This is a genomic window from Noviherbaspirillum saxi (assembly GCF_003591035.1).
Lineage (GTDB): Bacteria > Pseudomonadota > Gammaproteobacteria > Burkholderiales > Burkholderiaceae_D > Noviherbaspirillum > Noviherbaspirillum saxi.
Genome location: NZ_QYUO01000001.1, coordinates 1311380 through 1330735, shown reverse-complemented (window position 1 = coordinate 1330735; position 19356 = coordinate 1311380). Strand labels below are relative to the sequence as shown.

General features: G+C 58.1%; 15 protein-coding genes. 10 read left to right on the top strand and 5 right to left on the bottom strand.

Annotated elements, in window-relative coordinates; genetic code table 11:
• The first annotated feature begins 325 nt into the window (after positions 1-325).
• A complete protein-coding gene (locus D3871_RS30160; protein ID WP_158597876.1) occupies positions 326-478 on the top strand; it encodes a hypothetical protein in 153 nt (50 codons plus the stop codon).
• A gap of 505 nt (positions 479-983) precedes the next feature.
• Here the strand turns inward: D3871_RS30160 and arfB are convergent.
• Positions 984-1388: an alternative ribosome rescue aminoacyl-tRNA hydrolase ArfB gene (gene arfB, locus D3871_RS06300; RefSeq protein ID WP_119769933.1), complete on the bottom strand. Its 405-nt coding sequence runs from the start codon at positions 1386-1388 to the stop codon at positions 984-986.
• A gap of 469 nt (positions 1389-1857) precedes the next feature.
• On the opposite strand from arfB, the gene D3871_RS06295 reads away from it, so the two are divergent.
• The 5 genes from D3871_RS06295 (at position 1858) to D3871_RS06275 (ending at position 9259) form a co-directional block, all read left to right on the top strand.
• Positions 1858-2355, top strand: a complete 498-nt coding sequence (locus tag D3871_RS06295) for a dihydrofolate reductase (protein ID WP_119768108.1) — start codon at positions 1858-1860, stop codon at positions 2353-2355.
• Positions 2355-2924 (top strand): DUF4337 domain-containing protein, encoded by a 570-nt coding sequence (locus D3871_RS06290; RefSeq protein WP_119768107.1) that lies wholly within the window; start codon positions 2355-2357, stop codon positions 2922-2924. The genes D3871_RS06295 and D3871_RS06290 overlap by 1 nt, the downstream gene beginning before the upstream one ends.
• A gap of 214 nt (positions 2925-3138) precedes the next feature.
• Entirely contained in the window at positions 3139-5397 is a 2259-nt protein-coding gene (locus tag D3871_RS06285; RefSeq protein ID WP_119768106.1) for an arginine/lysine/ornithine decarboxylase, read from the top strand.
• Between the two features lie 700 nt (positions 5398-6097).
• Entirely contained in the window at positions 6098-7807 is a 1710-nt protein-coding gene (locus tag D3871_RS06280) for a DUF1800 domain-containing protein (RefSeq protein WP_119768105.1), read from the top strand.
• A 9-nt stretch (positions 7808-7816) separates the two neighbouring features.
• A complete protein-coding gene (locus D3871_RS06275) occupies positions 7817-9259 on the top strand; it encodes a DUF1501 domain-containing protein (protein WP_119768104.1) in 1443 nt (480 codons plus the stop codon).
• A gap of 223 nt (positions 9260-9482) precedes the next feature.
• On the opposite strand, the gene dcd is transcribed toward D3871_RS06275, so the two are convergent.
• From dcd to hrpA, 3 genes are all read right to left on the bottom strand, one after another.
• The gene (gene dcd / locus D3871_RS06270) at positions 9483-10049 is read right to left on the bottom strand and encodes a dCTP deaminase (protein WP_119769932.1); all 567 of its coding nucleotides are present in this window, start codon (positions 10047-10049) and stop codon (positions 9483-9485) included.
• A gap of 133 nt (positions 10050-10182) precedes the next feature.
• A complete protein-coding gene (locus tag D3871_RS06265) occupies positions 10183-11508 on the bottom strand; it encodes an NAD(P)/FAD-dependent oxidoreductase (protein WP_119768103.1) in 1326 nt (441 codons plus the stop codon).
• Positions 11509-11769: 261 nt separating this feature from the next.
• Entirely contained in the window at positions 11770-15675 is a 3906-nt protein-coding gene (gene hrpA, locus D3871_RS06260; RefSeq protein WP_119768102.1) for an ATP-dependent RNA helicase HrpA, read from the bottom strand.
• A gap of 66 nt (positions 15676-15741) precedes the next feature.
• Here hrpA and argA point away from each other — a divergent pair, with 66 nt between their 5' ends.
• Together argA and D3871_RS06250 are read left to right on the top strand one after the other, a co-directional pair.
• The gene (gene argA, locus D3871_RS06255) at positions 15742-17052 is read left to right on the top strand and encodes an amino-acid N-acetyltransferase (RefSeq protein WP_119769931.1); all 1311 of its coding nucleotides are present in this window, start codon (positions 15742-15744) and stop codon (positions 17050-17052) included.
• Between the two features lie 52 nt (positions 17053-17104).
• Positions 17105-17377 (top strand): oxidative damage protection protein, encoded by a 273-nt coding sequence (locus D3871_RS06250; protein WP_119768101.1) that lies wholly within the window; start codon positions 17105-17107, stop codon positions 17375-17377.
• 77 nt (positions 17378-17454) lie between these two features.
• Here the strand turns inward: D3871_RS06250 and rpiA are convergent, their stop codons facing one another.
• Positions 17455-18126, bottom strand: coding sequence for a ribose-5-phosphate isomerase RpiA (rpiA, locus tag D3871_RS06245; protein ID WP_119768100.1), 672 nt, complete (start codon positions 18124-18126; stop codon positions 17455-17457).
• 154 nt (positions 18127-18280) lie between these two features.
• On the opposite strand from rpiA, the gene D3871_RS06240 reads away from it, so the two are divergent.
• Both D3871_RS06240 and D3871_RS06235 read left to right on the top strand, forming a co-directional pair.
• Positions 18281-18643 carry a response regulator gene (locus D3871_RS06240; RefSeq protein WP_119768099.1) on the top strand — a complete coding sequence of 121 codons (363 nt, stop codon included), beginning with the start codon at positions 18281-18283 and terminating at the stop codon, positions 18641-18643.
• The gene (locus D3871_RS06235) at positions 18643-19257 is read left to right on the top strand and encodes a chemotaxis protein CheC (RefSeq protein ID WP_119768098.1); all 615 of its coding nucleotides are present in this window, start codon (positions 18643-18645) and stop codon (positions 19255-19257) included. The genes D3871_RS06240 and D3871_RS06235 overlap by 1 nt, the downstream gene beginning before the upstream one ends.
• Positions 19258-19356 lie beyond the last annotated feature (99 nt).

Here is a 19356-nt window from a genome sequence, read left to right as displayed (position 1 = left end):
AGTAAAGCCTGTTGTCAGCTCTCGACGACGATTAAGCGGAAAGGTGTCTTGGGGGACGTTCTAAGCCAGCAGGGATAAAGCCGGTGAAGGAAACCACGGGAGATACTGCTGCCGCTTCGACAGTACTGAATGTAGGAGTCAAAGAGACAGAAGAAGGAGGTGCCGCAGCCCCAACGCAACATGCAGCACAGGCGCTGCAGTATGACGTTTTGTGAACCTGTTTCGGATTTGCCGAGCTATCCGAAGCAGTATCTGCGTTCTCAACATCTTGCGTAGCAGTGCTCATGTCACCCATGTCATGGTGGTGAGGAGCTGAACTGAAGCCATGATGATGATCGACGATTTGCATCACGACAGACGGCATATCGTGATGTTTCGGCCCGCAAGACGCTTTGGCGACAGCAGCCATGCCCTGGATGGGCAGAGCGGCTATCATCAGCCAGAGCAAAAATGTCTTGAAAACGCGATTCATATTTAAAGTCTAGCACATCGCTCTAGTTGGTTATCATCAACCTTAGCGACAGTGTAGACCTTCCCGTGAGAGGAAGGTCAAGAGAAATATAGAAGCTAATGTTACTGCTTGGAGGGTAGCCGTTCGAATGAGTTCTGCTATTTTTGAGCTGACCATTAAACAAGCCTGCATATTGCCACTTTTGCAATCCCTCTGTTTCTCGAGGGTGGATTCTTTGCCGCGTTTAACTGCATAGCGCTACATGGTTCGTGGCGAACTACCTTAACCCCAAAAGTAACTTCTATATAAAGTGGGCGATTGCAAAGCGGCCAATCGGACATGACACTTGGAAAGTGCCGTTCACTGGCACTCACGCTTCAGTGAATCAAGTGGTTGGTGTGAAGCCACGATAACCCGACCGTTGATTACAGCGGCGTGAAGCACGTCTGGACAAACAACTGAATAAAGTTGAACGCCAAAAGAAGACTTTACAGAGCCTTGAAGCAGAATTAAAAGTGTGCGATACGTCAAGTCACTCCGAAACCTTCGCACGCAAGGACTTGACCAGACCCCGTTCGCTTTTCCTGCCAAGCCGGCGTTCCTGCGAGCTTCTTGTCGGCTTGGTCGGACGTCGCACGCGCTGCACCACCGCGACGCTTGCGACCAGTTCATGCAGACGCTGCAGCGCTTCTTCCCGGTTCTTTTCCTGGCTGCGATGCGTTTGCGCCTTGATGACAATGACACCATCCTTGGTGATGCGATGATCGGACAATCTCAACAGGCGTTCCTTCAGCACCTCCGGCAATGACGATGCGAGTATGTCAAAACGCAGATGCACGGCGCTGGAGACCTTGTTGACGTTTTGGCCGCCGGCTCCCTGCGCGCGTATCGCTGTGAGTTCGATTTCGTTTGCGGGAATGGTGGGAACGGAGATCATGGTGGTAAGCGGCAGGCTGCTGTCCCGCAACGAATGAGGTCAAGGAATTATCCCATGAGTTCCGTACAGGCTTTCCGCATCCGTGCTCGATACGAAGGCTGAGCTGTCATCCCTGTTCCGTTACCTTCCGTCTGCCTCGGTTCCCGCGCAGACCTGTGCAAGTGCACCACCAATTCGTTTCCTTGCCCTTCGCCCATCCTTGGCCCGTTATTCCCGGGACATGATTGTTAATTCGAAACATGCATCGGGGCAAAAACGGACCTCATTATAATTTTCTGATCGTACTTTTATTGTCAGGCGATATGCGCGTTGACCTTGCAATTGGAACGTGACATTGCCGCCCTCGTATAATGACGGTCGGCATGAGTCATGAAGCTTCCAGTCTGCATATCGGAAAAGATTCCAGTATGCAGATATCACGCTAGGCCGCATTGCTTCCCACACTTAACATTCAGTCAAGCCCATTCGCATGATCCAGTCGAAACTCACTATTGTCGTCGCCACCGATGCGCAGCGCGGCATCGGCATCCGCAACTCCCTGCCCTGGCGTCTGAAGGAAGACATGGCGCACTTCAAGCGCACCACGATGGGCCATCCCGTCATCATGGGCCGCAAGACCTTCGAATCGATAGGCAAGCCCTTGCCGAACCGCCGCAACATCGTGATCAGCCGCAATCGGGACTGGCGGCATGAAGGCGTGGAAGCGGTGACGTCGATTGATGCGGCCCTGGGCCTGATCGGCGCGGTACCGGCCTGCGTGATCGGCGGCGCGCAGATCTATGCGGAGGCACTTCCCCTGACCGACCGCCTGATCGTGACCGAGATCGGCAAGACCTTCGACTGCGATGCGTTTTTCCCCGAGATCGATACAAAGCGGTGGAAAGAAGTGACGCGCGAACAGTATCATTCCCAGGAGAACGGGTTTGACTACGCGTTCGTTACTTACGAAAGAATTCAGGAGAACTAATGTCAGGACACGGTTTTCATGTGCACGGCCCGCACGACCACGAAGTTGAACATGCCGCGCATGGCAGCGATGGTTTTTCCAGCAAGATTGCCGTCACGACCGCGATACTCGCCACCATTGGCGCCCTGTTCGGCTATCAGGCCGGAGACACCCAAAACAATGCGGCGCTGTTCAAGAACAATGCCGCGATCAAGAAAACCGAAGCCTCCAACCAGTGGAACTATTACCAGGCGAAGTCGAACAAGCAGAATCTGGCCGAACTGGCGATGACGCTGCCCAATGTCGACGTCGACAAGTACAAGTCCGAGGTCGATCGCTACAAAAAGGAAAAGGCCGATATCAAGGCCGATGCCGAAAAACTGGAAGCGGTATCGCTGGACTGGGACAAGAAATCCGACGACCAGATGCATCAGCATCACCGCTGGGCGCAGGCGATGACGGCCGAGCAGATCGCGATTTCACTGGCGGCGATCACGCTGTTGACGCGCAAGAAGTGGCTCGAATATGCCTCCTACGGCCTGGCAGGCGTAGGCGTTGCGCTTGGTATCGCAGCCTGGCTGCATTTATAAGCCAGCCGATATCAAGCCGATAACATTTATCGGCTGACGCATAACTTGGCCGGCGGTCGCCCTTGTGCCGCCGGCAAGCGACGAATTCGATATCGGGCCGGCACTTTTCACACACATTTCGCTCATATCTGCGAAAATCGCGGTTTTCGCAATTTTCGGCGCGCAAGCTCTCCCGCCCAGGCGTCTCCCTCGCTATCTTCTTCTTGGAGACCTCATGAAATTCCGCTTTCCCATCGTCATCATTGACGAAGACTTCCGCTCCGAGAACACGTCGGGCCTGGGCATTCGCGCACTTGCCGACGCCATGGAGAAGGAAGGCATGGAAGTGCTGGGCGTGACCAGCTATGGCGACCTGTCGCAGTTCGCCCAGCAGCAGTCGCGTGCCTCCGCCTTCATCCTATCGATCGACGACGAAGAGTTCGGCGCCGGTTCATCGGAAGAAACCGACATCGCACTGAAGTCGCTGCGCGCCTTTGTCGAGGAAATCCGCTACAAGAACGCCGACATTCCGATCTATCTGTACGGAGAAACGCGTACTTCGCGCCACATCCCCAACGACATCCTGCGCGAGCTGCACGGCTTCATTCACATGTTCGAGGACACGCCGGAATTCGTGGCGCGCCATATCATCCGCGAAGCCAAGTCCTACCTCGACAGCCTGGCGCCGCCCTTCTTCCGCGCACTGGTGCACTATGCGCAAGACGGCTCCTATTCCTGGCACTGCCCCGGCCACTCGGGCGGCGTCGCCTTCCTGAAGTCGCCGATCGGCCAGATGTTCCACCAGTTCTTTGGCGAGAACATGCTGCGCGCGGACGTCTGCAATGCGGTCGAAGAACTCGGCCAGCTGCTCGACCATACTGGGCCGGTCGCTGCCTCCGAGCGCAATGCGGCACGCATCTTCAATGCCGATCACTGCTACTTCGTGACCAACGGCACCTCGACCTCGAACAAGATGGTCTGGCATTCGACCGTGGGCCCCGGCGACATCGTGGTCGTCGACCGTAACTGCCACAAGTCCATCCTGCACTCGATCATCATGACCGGCGCGATCCCGGTGTTCCTGATGCCGACCCGTAATCACCTCGGCATCATCGGCCCGATTCCGCTCGAAGAATTCAAGATGGAAAACATCATGAAGAAGATCGAGGCCAATCCGTTCGCGCGCGAAGCGAAGAACAAAAAGCCGCGCATCCTGACCATCACTCAGTCGACCTACGACGGCGTGCTGTACAACGTCGAAACCATCAAGGAAATGCTGGACGGCCAAATCGACACCCTGCATTTCGACGAAGCCTGGCTGCCGCATGCGACCTTCCATGACTTCTACAAGAACATGCATGCGATCGGCAAGGATCGCCCGCGCGCGAAAGAGTCGCTGATCTTCTCGACGCAATCCACGCACAAGCTGCTGGCCGGCCTGTCGCAGGCATCGCAGATCCTGGTGCGCGATTCGCAGACCGTGAAGCTGGATCAGGACATGTTCAACGAAGCCTATCTGATGCACACCTCGACCTCGCCGCAGTACGCGATCATCGCTTCCTGCGACGTTGCCGCAGCGATGATGGAGCCGCCCGGCGGCACTGCGCTGGTGGAGGAAAGCATTCTGGAAGCGCTCGACTTCCGCCGCGCGATGCGCAAGGTGGATGAGGAATGGGGCCAGGACTGGTGGTTCCAGGTCTGGGGACCGGACAATTTCGCCGAGAACGGCATGGGCTCGCGCGAAGACTGGATGATCCGCGCGGAAGACGAGTGGCACGGCTTCGGCAAGCTCGCCCCGGGCTTCAATATGCTTGATCCGATCAAGGCCACAATCGTCACGCCGGGTCTGGCGCTGGACGGCAAGTTCGGCGATTCCGGCATTCCGGCATCGATCGTCACCAAGTACCTGGCCGAGCATGGCGTCATTGTCGAAAAGGCAGGCTTGTATTCGTTCTTCATCATGTTCACGATCGGCATCACCAAGGGCCGCTGGAACACGCTGCTGACCGCGCTGCAGCAGTTCAAGGACGACTATGACAAGAACCAGCCGATGTGGCGCATCCTGCCGGAGTTTGCGGCGGCCAATCCGCGCTATGAGCGCATCGGCCTGCGTGATCTGTGCCAGCAGATCCATGACATGTACAAGACTTACGACGTGGCGCGCCTGACCACGGAGATGTATTTGTCCGACATGCAGCCGGCGATGAAGCCGTCTGATGCTTTCGCCAAGATGGCGCATCGCGAGATCGAGCGCGTGGCGATCGATGAACTGGAAGGCCGCGTCACGGCGATTCTGTTGACGCCTTATCCGCCGGGCATTCCACTGCTGATTCCGGGTGAGCGGTTTAACAAGACCATCGTCGATTATCTGAAGTTTGCACGGGACTTTAATGAGAAGTTTCCGGGGTTTGAGACGGATGTGCATGGGCTTGTTACGCAGGAGATTGCGGGGCGGCGTGGGTATTATGTGGATTGTGTGAGGCAGGATGATTGAGAGTTTTTAGGAATTGCTCTTCGGTGATTCCGTTCTGTTGTTTCTTCGGACGAGCTTGCCGGGACTGGCCCCGGCGGGCCACAGCGAGGAACTGCCTGCACCCCCATCCCCACCCTAGCCCTCCCCTTGAAGGGGAGGGAACTGGACTGTTCTTTATCTTTTTGAAATTGGTGATTAGGTAGAGTGTTGAAGTAGCAAAAATTAGAAAGATCAGTGCAGGCAAGTCATTAACTATGGTTGCAAAGTAAAGAATAGGAGTGTTCCCTTCCCTTCAAGGGAAGGGCCAGGGTAGGGATGGGGTTTAGGCAGTTCCCCTTGTAGCGACGCCAAAAGAGCACGGGCCGAAACGGGAAAAGAAGCGCAGTTGTCTGAGCCGCAGGCGAGTTCTGCGCTTCCCGTTTCGGCCCGTGCTCTTTTGGGAACCCGCGAAGCGGGCGGCGATGCAGGGTTCGCCTTTTTTGCCTACTTTTTTGGCGAAGCAAAAAAGTAGGTGGCCCGCCGGGGCCAGTCCCGGCAAGCATCCACGAAGAAAAAACAGCACCGAATCACCGAAGAAAAACCACCCACTCGAAAATTAACAAACCAACACCCTCCCACTTACATTTCGCAACACTTCTAGCATCTCCGATACATCCCCTTTTTCCATTTCCCCGCATCATGCCTTTAGATTCCGCAGAGCGGCGATGCACGGAGAAAGTTCATGCAACAACCCAAACTACGCGCCGCCCTGGCAGCAAGCGCCTTTGTTCTGCTGACCGCATGCGGCGGAGGCAGCGGTAACGGCAGCAGCACCGTCAGCAATGGCAGCGGCAGCGACAACATCGCAGGCACCGCACCCGCCACCGACATCCCAAGCGCCCCGCAAGCATCCCGCCTGCTCTCCCAGGCAAGCTTCGGCGCCACCACCACCGAAATCGACCGCCTCACAAGCGCCGGCTACAGCGCATGGCTCAACGAACAATTCAGCAAGCCGCAAATCCTGCACCGCAGCTATATCGACAACATCACCGCCGCCACAGCCCAGGGTGCTTCGCAAAACCATTTCTACGAATCGTTCTGGCAACAAGCTGCAAACGGCGAAGATCAGTTGCGCCAACGCGTAAGCTTCGCCCTCTCGCAGCTTTTCGTCGTTTCCCTGCAAGACAGCACAGTCGCCAATTACCCGCGCGGTGTGGCATCGTATTACGACACACTTGCTGCCCATGCATTCGGCAATTTCCGCAGCCTGCTGGAAGCCGTGACGCTACATCCGATGATGGGTATCTACCTGACATCGATGCGCAACCAGAAGGAATCCGGCACCCGCGTTCCGGATGAAAACTATGCGCGCGAGGTCATGCAGCTGTTCACCATCGGCCTGTATGAACTCAATCCGGACGGCACGCCGAAGACGGCCAACGGCAAGCCGATCGAAACCTATACCAATACCGATATCACTGCGCTGGCCAAGGTTTTTACAGGATGGAGCTGGGCCGGAGCCGACAAGAGCGATTCGCGCTTCTTCGGCGGCAGCGCCGATCCCAACCGGGACTGGCTACCCATGCAAAGCTATCCGAAATACCATTCGGTATCGGAAAAGAAATTCCTCGGTGCGACCGTGCCCGCCGGCGCCACGCCGGAAGTCAGCCTGAAGACCGCGCTTGACACCCTGTTCAATCATCCGAACGTCGGCCCTTTCATCGGCCGGCAGCTGATCCAGCGGCTGGTGACCAGCAATCCAAGTCCGCAATACGTGGCACGCGTCGCTGCCGCCTTCGCCAACAACGGTCAAGGCGTACGCGGAGACATGCAGGCAGTGATCAAGGCCATCCTGCTCGATCAGGAAGCGCGCGCCGACCTTGCCCTGACCAACCCGAACGCGGGCAAGTTGCGTGAACCCGTGGTGCGGCTCGCGCACTGGATGCGTGCCTTCAACGCCAAGTCGACATCCGGACGATTCCTGATGCCCAACATGGACGATCCCTTGAATTCGATTGGACAGACACCGATGCGCAGTCCTTCCGTCTTCAACTTCTATCGCCCGGGATATGTGCCTCCCAATACCGCGATCGCAGGTGCGGGGCTGGTTTCTCCGGAAATGCAGATTACCGGCGAGACGTCCGTGGTCGGCTACCTGAACTTCATGCGCGATGCCATACCGAATGGCACCGGCAGTTCGCGCGATGTCAACCCCGACTACACGATAGAACTGTCGCTGGCCGACACGCCCGATGCCCTGGTCGATCGCGTGAACCTGCTGCTATTGGCAAATCAGATGCCCGTTACATTGCGCGGACAAATCATCGCGGCGGTCAACTCAGTAGCCATCTCGACCACCAATGCCACGAATGCAGCGACCGCCCGCAAGAACCGCGTGAACCTCGCGATCTTCCTGACGATGGCCTCGCCCGAGTATCTGGTTCAGAAATAGGAAACAGCCATGTCTCGTAAAATCGACGCCTCTCGCCGCAACTTCCTGCGAAATGCTTCCGTCATGTCCTTGGTTGGCGCCTCAGGAGTACCGTTCGCGCTCAATCTGCTGACCATGGGCGCGGCTGCCGCGCAAACCACCAGCGATTACAAGGCCATCGTTTGCCTGTTTCTATCCGGCGGCAACGACCACGCCAACACTGTGCTGGCGACCGACCCGACTTCATGGACTTCTTACACATCGGTACGCACCACGAGCGAAGCAGGCTCGATTGCCTTGCCTGCAGTGGGTATGGCAGGCGGTATACTGCCCGTGGTACCTAACACCGTGCAGACGGGCCGCGAGTTCGGCTTGCATCCCAGCCTCGGTCCACTGAAGGATCTGTTCGATGCAGGCCGCGCTGGCATTGTCGCCAATGTCGGCCCGCTGATCATGCCGACCACGCGCGCGCAATACAGGGCGCAAAGCGTGGCCCTGCCGCCCAAGCTGTTCTCGCATAACGACCAGCAATCGTTATGGCAATCCTACAAGCCGGAAGGCGCGACCTTCGGCTGGGGCGGCCGCATGGGCGACCTGCTGGCATCGATGAATACCAACACGACCTTCACGTCGATCTCGGCATCGGGCAATGCGGTATTTCTCGCCGGCCAGACCATCAATCAATATCAGGTCAATGCATCCGGTGCGGTGCCCATCGGCGGGATCACCGGTTCGCTGTTCGGCGCGCCGGCCGGTTCGAACCCATTGCAGGCCATTGTGGCCGGATCGCGCGCGAATGTGTTTGAACGCGACCATGCGGCCATCGTCAAGCGCTCGATCGACGCCCAAGGCGTGCTGAGCACTGCCATGCTACCGGCCGGTGCCAGCGGTGTCGCGGATCCGACGCAATATACGAATCCGAATACCGGAGCACTGGCCAATAATTCGCTTGCCACGCAGTTGCAGACAGTGGCACGGGTAATCGGCGGCAGAGGCGGTCTCGGTGCACGCCGGCAGATATTCTTCGTCAGCATGGGCGGCTTCGATACCCACGACTTCGAAAAGACCAACCATTCAGACCTGATGGCCAAGCTTGCGCATGCGCTGTCCTACTTCGACACCACGCTGTCGACGCTGGGCGGTGCGGACTTGCGCAGTCAGGTCACCTTGTTCACCGCGTCCGATTTTGGCCGCACCTTCACCAGCAATGGCGACGGCACGGACCACGGATGGGGCTCGCATCACTTCGTTGTCGGCGGTGCGGTCAAAGGCAAGGATATCTACGGCACCTTCCCGGTGACAGGCCTGAACCACGACCAGGACGTCGGCTCCGGCAGCCTGCTGCCTGCGATCTCGGTGGATCAGTATGGCGGCACGATGGCGAAGTGGTTCGGGCTCAGCGATACGCAGATTGCGGACGTGTTTCCGAACATTGTGAATTTCCCGAACCGGGATCTCGGGTTTATGGCATGAAGTTTTGACTTGCAGCAGTAACGGCTCCTGAGGAGGGCTGCCTCCCTTTAAACAGGGAGGTTTAGGGTGGGGGCGCGAATGCGTGAAGTACGTCGTATCGCATGTAGCCTCGCCCCTTACCTGCCCCTCTCCCCTCGCGGGGAGAGGGGTTTTTTTTGCCTGAACATAGCTTGGCCGGCGCTGGCCGGATAGCTTGCGACAGCCGCATGCCGGCGCCCGATGCTCAGGTCTTGGGCAGGGTGACGCCGCGCTGTCCCTGATACTTGCCGCCGCGATCCTTGTACGAGGTTTCGCAGATTTCGTCGCTTTCGAAAAACAACACCTGCGCACAACCCTCGCCCGCGTAGATCTTTGCAGGCAACGGCGTCGTGTTCGAAAATTCCAGTGTCACGTAACCCTCCCATTCCGGCTCGAACGGCGTAACGTTGACGATGATGCCGCAGCGGGCATAGGTCGATTTGCCGAGGCAGATGGTCAGTACGCTGCGCGGAATACGGAAGTATTCGACCGTGCGCGCCAGTGCAAAGGAATTCGGCGGAATGATGCAGACGTCGCCCTTGAAATCGACAAAGGATTTTTCGTCGAAGTTTTTCGGATCGACGATGGTGCTGTTGATGTTGGTGAAAATCTTGAATTCGTCGGCGCAGCGGATATCGTAGCCATAGGACGACGTGCCGTAGCTGACGATTTTGTGGCCGTCGACGCTGCGCACCTGGCCGGCTTCGAAAGGTTCGATCATGTCGTGCTCTTGCGCCATGCGCCGGATCCACTTGTCGGATTTGATGCTCATTGTTTTCGCGGGTTTGATGAAAATCGGGGACAGCGCATTGCCGCAGCGCCGGCGAATTACCGGCGGACGCGGCATGCTGCGTGGAATTCCCGCGATTTTACGCGAAATCAGGGGCTGAACCTGCTTTTGTCGACTAGACGGACTGACTGACCGGCTCCGGCGGCGAGCCGTAAGGCGTGTGGAAGGTCGATGCCTGATCGACGAACTGCTGTTGCGCGCATTCGGCATAGGCCTGCTTGAGCAGCGTCGGGTCTTGCAGCAGGCGGTCCTTCCATTCGCCCAGCCGGACCTGATGCTGGATCAGGCCGCGCAGGATGTTGGCATGCTCGGTATTGCCGACCACATTGCAGCCGATCAGGATGTCGCGGCTGAATTCCAGCCGCATGTAGCGAAAATGCGCATCGTCGGCGACTTCGACCCATTGTCCGCCGCGTATGCCTTGCCAGTGCCCGAACGACAACGAGACCAGACCCATCGTGTCGAACACGTCGATATGTCGTACTCCACGCTGGAACGCATGCTTGTCGCTCATGTTAAGCGCGGCGCAATAGGCTTGGTCGGCAGCATTCGGCTGCACGCCCGCGATGATATTGTGCCCGCTTGCCTCGTCGAAGGTTTCCGCGCAATCGCCCGCCGCATAGATGCCGGGAATATTGGTCTGCATGGAGGCATCGACCATCACGCCCTGCACGAACTTGATACCGCTGCCCCGTAGGAAATCGATATTAGGGGTGCTGCCGGTACAGTACACCACCAGGTCGGCCTGCAATTGCACGCCATTGGACAGGCGCACAATGCGCGGCGAGCCGATCTGCTGAAGACTGTTGCTGCCGATCGCAACGACGCGTGTAGAGATACGGACTTTCACGCCTTTTTTCTCGCACCAGCGCTGCACGATATCTCCCGCGCCCTTGCTCAGGGCGCCCGCCATCATGCGGTCGCGCTTTTCGACCACGGTCAGGTCGACGCCTCGCGAGGCCAACGCTTCCATCATCAGGCAACCAATGAAACCTGCGCCTATCAGTACGACCCGCGAACGCGGACGGGCGAGCTGGACAATCTGTCGGGCATCGTCCAATGTCCAGCATGCATGCACGCCGGGAAATTCTATTCCCGGAATCGGAGGAACACGAGGACGAGAGCCGGTTGCGATCAGGAGCTTGTCGAAATCCTCTACGCTGCCGTCTTCCATCTTTACCGTGCGCGTGCGGCTGCTGATATGCGCGGCTCTTCCGAAACGCTGTGTTATGTGCAGACGAGAGAAATAATCCTTATCGCGGCGCAGGTGCATGCCGGTCTCGCTGATCTCGCCGGAAATCAGATTGGGAATGGACATGCGGGAATAAGGCATGTCCAGTTCGTCGCCGATCAGCACGATCTCGTCGGCGGGCGCATTCTTGCGCAGGGTTTCGGCGGCGATCACACCGGCCGGTCCATTGCCGAGGATGACGTGTTTCATTCGCCTGCCCTCCTTTGTTCGAGAGCGGCGGGGATGCGTAAGGCGGTGGTGGATGCGGGCATTTCCTTCTCCTTGGGGATGAGGAGTTACCCAATCGACTATATCGAGGTGATGATGCGATCCGTTGAATCAGATCAACGCTGCAATTTGATCTGGAACAAACGCCGAAGAAAGTTTGCGGCCTGTTTGATAAAAACACGGGCCGCAAGGAATGAATAATGTCGCTATGTCATTCCGGCCGAAGCAGCCGCTATTTCCATGTCAGCGCTGCATCGACTCCCACACCTTCTGCAGTCGCTTGACCGAGACCGGCATCGGAGTACGTAGTTCCTGCGCAAACAGCGATACCCGCAGTTCTTCCAGCAGCCAGCGGAATTCGGTCATCTTGGGATCACCGCTCTTTTGCCGGTCCTTCAACGCGCGCTGCCAGGGTGCTGCCACCAGTGTCCATTCGGCCATCAGACGCGTATCGCGGACGGCATCGGCGCGCAGTTTTTCCAGCCTGACATTGATTGCCTTGAGATAACGCGGAAAATGGCTGAGCTGTATGTAATCGTTGTCGGCGATGAAGCGCTTGCCTACCAACGCCTGCAGTTGCGACTGCATGTCGGCCGCACTGGCCGCATGCGCCTTGGCGCCTTGCAGTTTCTTGGGCAGCGTGTAGTACTCGGCCAATACTTGCGCGGCAAGCCTGGCAATTTCGTTGACCAGCAAGCCGATCCGCGATTTGCCCTCATCCTTGCGCTGGCTGAATTCCTGTGCATTTTTTGGCAACGGATCCTGCATGCAGGCGCGCTCCAGCGCGGCCTGGATGATCTGGTCACGCAATTCTTCCTGCGAGCCCAGCGTCATATATTGCATGCCCATTTGCTGCACATTCGGAATATTCTTTTCCAGGAACTTGATCTGTTCCTTGAGCTGGAGCGCAAACAGCTTGCGCAGGCCGGCACGATGCACGCGCGCCGCTTCCGCCGGATCGTCAAAGACTTCAAGATCGCAGTGGCTGGTCTTGTCGACCAGCGCCGGAAAACCTATCAGGCTTTGCTTGCCTTGCTGAATTTCCAGCAGCTCAGGCAGTTCGCCGAACGACCAGGAGGTAAGATTTTGCTGGTCTGCTCCCGCCGTTTTGGAGGTCGTGCCCTGAGCAGCCTGCACGGTTGAAGACAATGCCTGCACAGGGTTGGGGGAGCCGTCGCCCGTCCCTGAAGCAACGGCGGTTTTTTCCGCAATCTTTTGAAAACTTTCGCGCGCCTGTCCGCCGAATTCGGCCTGCAGCTGGGAGAGATTACGCCCCATTTCCAGCTGCCGTCCATGTTCGTCAATAATCTTGAAGTTCATGAAATGGTGGGCAGGCAGTGTCTCCAGCTTGAAATCCGTCGTTTTCGGCGTGACGCCGGTCTGTTCGCGCACATCGGCGATCACGGTATCGAGCAGGTTGCCCTTGCCGAAATCGGTGCGTTCGCAGAAGCCTGCCGCGTAATCCGGCAGCGGGACGCAATGCCGGCGCAATTTTTGCGGCAGCGACTTCAGCAGCAGATGCACTTTTTCCTTCAGCATGCCCGGCACCAGCCATTCGCAACGGTCAGCCGACACCTGGTTCAGTACGTACAACGGCACGGCGAGCGTTACGCCATCGCGCGTACTGCCTGGCTCGAAGTGATATGACAACGTCATCGCGACACCAGCCACCGTCATCGTCTTCGGGAACAGGTCGGTCGTGATGCCGGCGGCTTCGTGGCGCATCAGGTCATCACGATTGAGATGAAGGAGTTTCGGCTCCTTTGCGGTCGCTTCCTTCAGCCACTTCTCGAACGCGATGCCGGCATGGATTTCTTTCGGAATCAGCTTGTCGTAAAACGCCGCGATCAGTTCCTCGTCCACCAGGACGTCGAGCCGGCGCGACTTGTGTTCGAGGTTTTCGATTTCGCGCACCAGCTTCTGGTTATGGGCAAGAAAAGGTGCACGCGTTTCATACTCGCCGCCGACCAGCGCGCTACGTATGAAAATATTGCGCGCCTCTTCCGGATTGATATGACCGAAATTGATGCGGCGCTGGCTATAGACGACCAGCCCATACAACGTGGCGCGCTCGCTGGCGATAACCTGCGCGCTACGCTTTTCCCAGCGCGGGTCGCCATAGGATTTCTTCAGCAGATGGCCGCCAACGCGCTCCAGCCACTCCGGCTGAATCTGCGCGATACAGCGCGCATACAGGCGTGTCGTCTCGACCAGTTCCGCACCAATGATCCAGCGTCCGGATTTCTTCGCCAGGCTCGATCCCGGCCAAATATAAAACCTGATGCCGCGCGCGCCAAGATAATGCGGTTCGTCGTCAGCCTTGTATCCGACATTGCCCAGCAAGCCGGTCAGCAGTGCGGTATGCAATTGCTCATAGGTGGCGGGCGATTCATTGAGCCGCCAGCCCTGCTCGCGCACCAGCGTGAGCAATTGCGAATGCACGTCGCGCCATTCGCGCAGCCGCAGTTGCGACAGGAAGTTGGCGCGGCAGTTGTCCATCAATTGCCGGTTCGATTTCTTGTGTTCGATCGCTTCCTCGAACCACTTCCAGATTTTCAGGTAGGTCAGGAATTCGGACTTGTCATCGGCGAACTTCTTGTGTGCATTGTCGGCTGCATCCTGCGCTTCGACCGGGCGCTCGCGCGGATCCTGCACCGACAGCGCGGAGGCGATGATCAGCACCTCGCTCAATGCCGCATTGTCTCGCGCCGCGAGAATCATGCGGCCGACGCGCGGATCGAGCGGCAGCTTGGCGAGCTGCCTGCCCAGCGGCGTCAACTGGTTTGCATCGTCGACCGCACCGAGTTCCTGCAACAGCTGATAGCCGTCGGCGATCGCGCGGCCCATCGGCGGTTCGATGAAAGGAAAAGTCTCGACATCGGTCAGCCTCAGCGATTTCATGCGGAGAATGACGGCGGCCAGCGACGAGCGCAGGATTTCCGGGTCGGTGAACTTCGGACGCTGCAGGTAATCCTGCTCATCGTACAAGCGGATGCAGACACCAGCAGCGACCCGGCCGCAGCGACCGGCGCGCTGATTCGCCGCCGATTGCGCGACCGCTTCGATTTGCAACTGTTCGACCTTGTTGCGATAACTGTAACGCTTGACGCGCGCCAGTCCGGCATCGACCACATAACGGATGCCCGGTACCGTCAGCGAGGTTTCCGCTACGTTGGTCGCCAGCACGATGCGCCGTGCGTTCGAGGTCTTGAATACCCGCTCCTGTTCCTGCACCGACAGACGCGCGAACAGCGGCAGGATCTCGACATGCGGCGGATGATGCTTGCGCAAGGCTTCGGCGGCATCGCGGATTTCACGCTCGCCCGGCAGAAATACCAGCACGTCGCCCGATCCGATGCGCGCCAGTTCGTCCACCGCATCAACCACCGCATCCATCAGGTCGCGCTGCTCTTTCTGTGCGGACGGCCTGCCTTCGTTCTTTTCCGACGGCTCGACCGGCCGGTAGCGCACCTCCACCGGATAAAGCCGGCCGGAGACTTCGATCACCGGCGCCAGTTTGTCGCCCTTGGCGAAGTGGCGCGCAAAACGATCGGCGTCAATGGTAGCCGAGGTAATGATGATTTTCAGGTCCGGCCGCTTTGACAAGAGCTGCTTGAGGTAGCCCAGCAGGAAGTCGATGTTGAGGCTGCGCTCATGCGCCTCGTCGATGATGATGGTGTCGTATTGCCTGAGCAGCGGATCGGTCTGCGTCTCCGCCAGCAGGATGCCGTCGGTCATCAGTTTGACGGATGCGCCCTTGGATAGCGTATCGGTGAAGCGCACCTTGAAGCCGACATGTTCGCCCAGAGGCGTGCCGAGTTCCTGCGCAATCCGCTTGGCGGTGGAAGATGCGGCGATCCGGCGCGGCTGGGTGTGGCCGATCAGGCCTTTCTGGCCGCGTCCGAGTTCCAGGCAGATTTTCGGCAATTGCGTGGTCTTGCCCGAACCGGTCTCGCCGGAAACGATGATGACCTGATTTGTTCGCAGCGCGTCGGCAATCTCGCGGCGCCTGCCCGATACCGGCAGTTCTTCAGGAAAGGTGATCGGCGGCAGCGGATTGCGCACGATCTCTGCGGCAGCTGGAGCTGCTTTCGGCTGCGAATGGCGCGGCTTTTGCGATGTTTTTTGGGCTTGTTCTGGTGCTGACATATCGGGGCGAATTATACAGAGCCGCGGCACACAGGGACTTGGCAAGCTCTGTATATAATGCGCATCATGGAAAATCCAATACAGTTCGTACAATGGTTGCGCTCGGTTGCGCCGTATATTCACGCATTTCGCGGCAAGACCTTCGTGGTGGCGTTTCCGGGCGAACTGGTGATGTCCGGCGCCCTGCCCGTCCTTGCGCAAGACTTGTCGTTACTGCATGCGCTGGGGATCAGGGTCGTGATCGTGCACGGCTCGCGACCCCAGGTCGAAGAACAGCTCGGCTTGCGCAATCTGAAAGCGCGCTATCACAACGGTCTGCGCATTACCGATGCGCCGGCGATGGAATGCGTCAAGGAAGCCGCCGGCGAACTGCGCCTCGATATCGAGGCCGCTTTCAGCCAGGGCTTGCCCAACACGCCGATGGCCCATGCGGCTATCCGTATCATTTCCGGCAACTTTGTGACGGCGCGCCCGATTGGCGTGATCGATGGCGTCGACCTTGAATTTACCGGGGTGGCGCGCAAGATTGCCTATGAGACCTTGGGCCCGATCTTAAGTGCCGGCGGCCTGGTTCTTTTGTCGCCGCTGGGCTTTTCGCCGACCGGCGAAGCGTTCAACCTGACCATGGAAGACGTGGCAGTCTCGGCGGCAAGCGCGCTGCGCGCCGACAAGCTGATTTTCATTACCGAAACGCCCTTGATGACCGACGCCGATGGTCGCGACGTGCGGGAACTGACCGCCGCGCAGGCGGATGCCCTGCTGCGCGCCAGCGTACTTCCGCCCGACACCGCGTTCTACCTGCGGCATTGCGTCAAGGCTTCGCGCAGTGGCGTGCCGCGCTCGCATATCGTCCCGTTCGAGATGGATGGTTCTGCCCTGCTGGAAATCTTTACGCACGACGGCGTGGGCACAATGGTCAGTACCGAAAATCTCGAAACCTTGCGCGAGGCAACCATTGAGGATGTCGGCGGCATCCTCAAATTGATTGAACCGCTGGAAGCCGACGGCACGCTGGTCAAGCGCGGACGCGAACTGATCGAGCGCGAAATCGATTATTTCTCGGTCATCGAGCACGACGGCGTCATTTTCGGCTGTGCGGCACTTTACCCTTTCCCTGCAGAAAAGATGGCGGAAATGGCATGCCTGACGGTGAATCCGGAAGTGCAAAGCCAGGGCGATGGCGAACGCATCCTCAAGCACATGGAAAACCGGGCGCGTGCGGCCGGCTTCGAAAAGCTGTTCGTGCTGACGACACGCACCGCACACTGGTTCATGAAACGCGGATTCGTCCCGGCCACCGTCGACGACCTGCCGAAAGACAGACAACACATGTATAACTGGCAACGCAAATCGCTGGTACTAGTCAAGCAACTTTGAAACCCACGTGTTCCTCAACCGGAACACCTTTTGAATCAACAAGGAGTAAAACATGGCCCGCACGGTCCACTGCGTCAAGCTGAACAAGGAAGCCGAAGGACTCGATTTCCCGCCTTATCCCGGCGAACTCGGCAAACGGATTTATGAAAGCGTTTCGAAAGAAGCCTGGGCCGGCTGGCTCAAGCACCAGACCATGCTGGTCAATGAAAACCGGCTGAACCTCGCCGATGCGCGCGCCCGCAAGTATCTGGCGACCCAGATGGAGAATCATTTCTTCGGTTCCGGTGCGGATGCCGCATCGGGCTACGTGCCGCCGACGGAATAAGCGCGGCATCCAGTCTGCGTGTAAAAAAGCCCGCTGGCATCAAGCCGCGGGCTTTTGTTTTTGGCCTTGCGCCAATATCAGAACGTCAATTTCTTCACGCCGTCCGCAGTGCCCAGCAAGGCCACATCCGCACCGCGTTGCGCAAACAAGCCGACCGTCACCACGCCGACGATGTTGTTGATCTCGGCTTCCAGTTGCGTCGGATCCGCGATTTTCAGGCCATGCAGGTCGATAATCATGCAACCGTTATCTGTCAGCAACGGCTTGCCGTCCTTCATACGCAGGCGCGGTTCGCCGCCCAGGGCCTTCAGGCGCCGCGCGACGGCGGCCTGTGCCATCGGGATCACTTCGACAGGCAAGGGGAAGTTGCCGAGCACATCGACCAACTTGGAACCGTCGGCGATACAAATGAACTGGCGCGCGACAGAAGCGACGATCTTTTCACGCGTCAGGGCAGCCCCGCCGCCCTTGATCATTGCACCCGTGGCCGTAATTTCGTCTGCGCCGTCGATATAGACGGACATCGATTCCACCTCGTTCAGGTCCAGCACCGGAATCCCGTGCGAGCGCAGGCGCTCGGCGGTTGCCTCGGATGATGCGACCGCACCCTTGACGCGGTCCTTGATCTTGCCGAGTTCATCAATGAAAAAATTGGCGGTGGAACCGGTGCCGACACCGATGATTTCGCCGGAAGGGACATATTCGATCGCGGCGCGTGCCACGGCTTGTTTCAGTTCGTCTTGGGTCATGATGCAGTACTGGTTGGGCGGAAGCCGGTATTTTACGGGCTCGCACGTGCAGAATCAGCTTTTTTATCCAAGGACATGCCCGACCCAAGGCAATCGAATGGTAGACTTGCTGTAATGCATTATCTGTATAAATCCGTTCTGAATCGATGTGAAAATGACAACCGTATTGGTGGTGGACGACAGCAAGGTGTCGCGCATGCTGTCCCGGCAATTCCTCTTGCAGAAGCAACCGGGATGGATTATTGCCGAGGCGGCCAGCGGCGAAGAAGCGATCGAAAGGCTTGATACCGTCACGCCGAACCTGGTGCTGCTGGATCTGAACATGCCCGGAATGGGTGGCCTGGCGGCTGTCGAAAAAATCCAGGCCAAATGCCCGACCGCACGCATTACGCTGTTGACTGCCAATGTCCAGGATTCCATCCGCGACAAGGCTAGGATCATGGGCATCGGCTTTGCCGAAAAGCCGATTACCGAAGCCCGTATCGACCAGATCATCGCTTCCTTCAAAGACTCGTAATGTTCAAGCTCACCGACCTTCAGCATGACGCGCTGGTGGAAATTTTCAACCAGGGCGTTGGGCAGGCTGCCGCAGCGATGAGTCGCATCGTGAAGGAAGAAGTCACGATGTCGGTGCCCATGGTGCTGTTCCAAAGCCGGGCCGAAGTGGCGAGGACATTGGGCAGCAACGAAGGCCGGCGCATCTGCGCCATCGCGCAGCGCTTCGACGGCGCATTCAATACCGAAGCCTTCCTGATGTTCCCGGAAGAGAAAAGCCTGGAAATTGTCCGGCTGATGGTTGGCCAGAGCCTCTCGCTGGAAGAATTGAGCGAGATGGAACAGGAAGCCATGAGCGAGATCGGCAACATCATCCTGAACTCCTGCATGGCGACGCTGGCCAATGCCTCGGGACGCGAGCTGCAGGGCTCGCTGCCGATGTACCACGTCGGCACCGGCGATGACATCCTCGGCCAGGCCGGCAAGGAATGGGATGGCATGGTGCTGACGCTGAAGATCGATTTCAATATCGAGCGCCACCTGATCTACGGTTATGTGGCCTTCCTGCTCGACATGCCAGCGTTGCACGACCTGCAACAATACATTGACGGCTATTTGGCCAAGCTGACCGTCTAGTGTAGTGTTTCACGTAGATTGAGACTGATAAAAGTGATGGATTTCGCGGCGAATCGAGGCGCACACCGCAGCAATAGCGAGCTATTGCGAGGATGTGCA